Annotated in this window: 3 protein-coding genes and 2 pseudogenes; all 5 read right to left on the bottom strand. The window is 68.8% G+C overall.

All coding sequences use genetic code 11. The annotated features are described in order from the left end of the window. A pseudogene (locus JOZ79_RS13525) lies at positions 1–183 on the bottom strand (energy transducer TonB); the annotation flags it as partial. A gap of 76 nt (positions 184–259) precedes the next feature. Beyond that, entirely contained in the window at positions 260–388 is a 129-nt protein-coding gene (locus JOZ79_RS13520) for a KGG domain-containing protein (protein ID WP_294075156.1), read from the bottom strand. 115 nt (positions 389–503) lie between these two features. Next, positions 504–2,501: a TonB-dependent receptor gene (locus JOZ79_RS13515; RefSeq protein ID WP_294075154.1), complete on the bottom strand. Its 1,998-nt coding sequence runs from the start codon at positions 2,499–2,501 to the stop codon at positions 504–506. A gap of 146 nt (positions 2,502–2,647) precedes the next feature. Next, a complete protein-coding gene (locus tag JOZ79_RS13510; protein WP_294075158.1) occupies positions 2,648–3,652 on the bottom strand; it encodes an SDR family oxidoreductase in 1,005 nt (334 codons plus the stop codon). A gap of 145 nt (positions 3,653–3,797) precedes the next feature. Beyond that, positions 3,798–4,048, bottom strand: a pseudogene (locus JOZ79_RS13505) (hypothetical protein); the annotation flags it as partial.

Raw genomic sequence — 4,048 nt, 5'->3', positions numbered from 1 at the left:
CGGCGGCGGCGGAGGCGGAGGCGGCGCTTCGCTGAGGTTGAACACGCGAAGCGCCGACTGCGGGTCTGTCAGGTCGATCCTGCCCGACAAATGGAGCAGCATCAGCAGGAGCAGGACGTGGATCGCCGCCACCGCGACGATCGCTCCGCCCTTGTCCCTGGTATTGAGGCCCGACCTGTACATGCGCCTGTGAACGCAGGTGTCGAGCCGGCGGTTGCGGGCCTGTCAGCCCCCGCCCCACCGCGAGACGCGACCGGCGTTAGCGGGCGCTGGCAGCCTTCCGGCCGCCGCCGTGACTGGCCTTGCCACCCTTGCTGGCGATTTCGCGCTGTTTCGCGGGGTCCATCGCGGCGAATCCGCGCTTCGATGCGGTCTTGGTCGTTGGCATGCAATTCTCCTTGGGTGCGAGTCTCCCAATGCGCCAACGCCACCTTTCAAGCGCAGTTCAGAACTATGATGCAGGTTAACGACAATTACCGCGGAGGGCGCCCCGGCGGGCCCGGTCAGCGCAGCCGGACACCCAACCACAAGGTCCGCGGGGTCGCGCGTTCAATCGACTCGTCGGCATTGATGCCTGCTTCGACCAGCATGTCGGTCAGGTTCTCGCCCCTGACGATGAATTGTACCCGCCGACTAAGGGGCCAAGCCGCCGACGCGTCGAGCGTGGTCGCGGCTCTGAGCAGATGCGTGTTGAGGTCGTCGTCGAACTGCGCACCGAGGCGGCGGACGGTAACGTCGAAGGAACGGCCGTCCTGTTGCCAGCCGCCGGACAGGGTCGCGGCGAAGCGCGGCGTCTGGGCCGGCCGGAGCCCGTCCAGCCGAGCCGCCGCGCCATGGTCCCGGACCCGCGCGTGGGTCAGGCTGACGCCCGCCAAAAGGCTCCATGGACCACTGGTCCAGCTCGCCGAGGCCTCTAGACCGCGCACATCGACCGCGCCGATATTCTGCCGCTCGCTGTAGGCGCCGTTAACAAAGCCGACGCCGGGAAAGATTCCCGGTCCCTGCCCGAGCGTCACATTGGCGATTGCGTCCTTGAGCCGATTGACGAACCCAGTCGCCGAGAGTCGAATCGCCCCATGCACGAACTCGGCGCCGGCCTCCGCTCCCGCAAGCCGCTCGGGATCGAGGTCCGGGTTTGCCGCCGTCGCGTCCGCGCCTGCCCGAAATGGTCGGAACAGCTCATTGAGCGTCGGCATCCGCCAGCCGAGATAGGCGGCCGATCGCAGGTTGAAGCCGCCACCGAGCGCAATCAGCGCCCCGCCCCGCGCCGTTGGAAGCCAGCCCTGGCGCGTCGGGTCATGGTCGTCACGCGTGACCTCTCCGGTCGCCAGCAGCCACTCGCGCAGATGTCCATGCGACACTTCCCAGTGGTCGACGCGCGCGCCACCGGTCAGGGTCAAGGGCCCGACGTCGGCCGTCGCTTCGACGAACCCGCCGACGGTCATCGTGTCGCCGCCGGCCTTGCGCCGCCGCGTCGGGTCGCCGTCGATGTAGCTGTAGAGCTCGCGCGATTCGCCGTCCGTCCGACGCGCGTCCGACCCAAACCTGAGTTCAATCCCGCGGGGCATCGGCGGACGGAGCTCTATACTCGCGCCCATGCCGCGCGCAGGAACGTCGTCCTGAAGAGACACTCGGCTTGCCGTCACCCGGCCGGGGGAAACGCTGGCGAAGCTGCTCATCAGGTCGCGCGCCTGCCAGTAGCCGAGCGCCGACCATCGCCATGCGCCTTCCCCGACCAGGCGCAGGGAGGCGTCGGCGCCGTTGGTGCGGTTCTCGGTGTAATCGACGCCCCGCGTCCGCCAGTCGTGGAATCCGTCGAGGCTGGCCTGCAGGTTCACCGCCGGCGAGAGCGGCGTTGACCAGCGGCCACGAAGATCCCAGTTGCGATACGGGGCGCGCTTGTCGGCAGGGCCGCGCGTGGTCGCAGTGACCGGAATGAAGCCGTCGCCGCGCTCCACCCGCGCGGACAGCGCGATCAGGCCGGAGCCCGCATCGAGCGCCAGCCGGCCACGTCCCTCGAGCGAGTCGCGGCTGCCCGCATCAAGTTCGCCGGACGTGCCGCCATCGTCGCGGCTCGTCATTTCGATCGTCCCGGCGAGTGCGCCCGGCCCGTTGGCGACGCTGCCGCCGCCGCGCACGACCCGGATCTGCCCCAGGTCTAGCGGATCGTAGGCCGGCCAGTTGACCCAGCCGCCGAAGGGATCGGTCTGCGGCACGCCGTCGAGCACCAGGAGCGCCCGGCTCGACGCGTTGCCGCCAAGTGCGCGCAGAGTTACGCCCTGACTAGTCGGGTGTCCGCTATGCGCGTCCGAGCGGCGGAACAGCTGCACGCCCGGTACGTCCTTCAACAGCTGATCGAGCTCGTGAGTCGGAGACTGCTCGATCTGCTGGCGGGTCAGGCGCTCGACCGCATAAGCACGGTCGGCCTTTGCTTCGGGAAGCGCGTGGCCGGTGACGATGATGGCCGCCGGCGCCGGCTGGTCGAGAGACACTGCCTGCATTCGATCAGTGGATGTCGGTGACACCGAGCATGAGGAGCGAGGCCCGTCGGAGCCGCTGCGGGACCGGAATGCCGATCCCATGATCCTTCCGTGCCATGAGTGGCCTGTGCGCTACTCGCACTCGCCCGTCCAGTGAAACCCGATCGTCAGTCCCGGGCGCCGCCGAAGAAGCCGAGATACCACGGCAATGCCGCTTCCAGGCCGCGGCGGACCGTGTGGGTCGGCGCATAGCCGAGCATCCGCTCGGCCTTGCCGATGTCGGCGAGCGAGTGACGCACGTCGCCCGCCCGGAACCCCGCCATCACGGGGTCGCGGTCGTAATGGACCTGGTGGTCGCGCAGGCCGTCGCGAATCAGTCCGAACAGCTCCATAAGGGACGTCTGTTCGCCGACCGCGACGTTGAACACCTCACCCTGAGCGTCGTCCGGCGCCAGCGCGGCGCGAATGTTCGCCTGGACGGCATTCGCGACGAAGCAGAAATCGCGGCTGGTCTGGCCGTCGCCGTTGATGACGAGATCCTGCTTCTCGATCATCGCGGCCGTCCACTTCGGGATTACCGCCGCATAGGCGCCGTTCGGGTCCTGGCGCGGGCCGAAAACGTTGAAATAGCGCAGGCCGGTCGCCCGGAAGCCGTAGCTGCGGGCGTAGATGTCCGCATAGATTTCGTCGAACAGCTTGGTGGCCGCGTAAGGCGACAGTGGCGATCCGATCCGGTCCTCGCGCTTGGGAAGCTCAGGACTATCGCCATAGGTCGAGCTCGATGCCGCATAGACGAAGCGGCGCACCTCCGCCTTGCGAGCGGCATCCAGCAGGTTGAGGAAGCCGGTGACGTTGACGTCGTGCGAGGTCAGCGGGTCGGCGATCGAGCGCGGGACGGAGCCGAGCGCCGCCTGGTGAAGAACGTGGTCGACGCCCTCGACTGCGGTCCGGCACGCATCGCGGTCGCGGATGTCGCCCTCGATGAAGCGGAAGCGCGAGCCATAGGCTTCGGGAAGGAGCCGCTGGAGCTCGTCCAGGTTGCGGCGACGTCCAGTCGCGAAATTGTCGAGGCCGACGACATGCGCTCCCGAGCGGAGCAAGGCCTCGGCAAGGTTCGAGCCGATGAATCCGGCCACTCCGGTAACGAGCCATTTGCCGCCGCGTTCGGCGATCCGGGCCGCCAGGTCTTCGCTGATTATGACTGCACTCCTTGGTTCCGGCCAGACCGGGGGAGCCGGCAAAGCGAAAGGGGGACGGACCGAAGTCCGTCCCCCCAGCTTGGACCGGCCGTTGCCGGACGGTCCGAGGCAAGAGCCCTTACTGGCCCCGCTCAGGCGCCGGCGGCGGCGGCGGAGGCGGAGGCGGCGGTGCCGGGCACGTGTCGGTCGCCAGGATCACCGAGCCATCCGGGCAGGTCTGCGTCGCCGGCGGAGGCGGCGGCGGAGGCGGCGGGGGCGGCGGGGGAGGCGGCGGCGGCGGCGCGACTTCGGCACCGAAGTTATAGGTCAGCGTCGCCAGGAACGAGTGAGACTTCCAGCGGCCGAGGACCTCTTCCACCGGAGTTTCCT

Origin of the sequence: Sphingomonas sp. (assembly GCF_019242355.1) — a bacterium.
GTDB lineage: Bacteria > Pseudomonadota > Alphaproteobacteria > Sphingomonadales > Sphingomonadaceae > Sphingomicrobium.
This window is presented reverse-complemented; position numbering and strand designations above follow the sequence as displayed.

What these genes read in the sequence shown, in the direction of transcription:
- JOZ79_RS13520 (WP_294075156.1), bottom strand. Translation starts at nt 388, where the DNA reads ATGCCAACGACCAAGACCGCATCGAAGCGCGGATTCGCCGCGATGGAC.
- JOZ79_RS13515 (WP_294075154.1), bottom strand. Translation starts at nt 2,501, where the DNA reads ATGCAGGCAGTGTCTCTCGACCAGCCGGCGCCGGCGGCCATCATCGTC.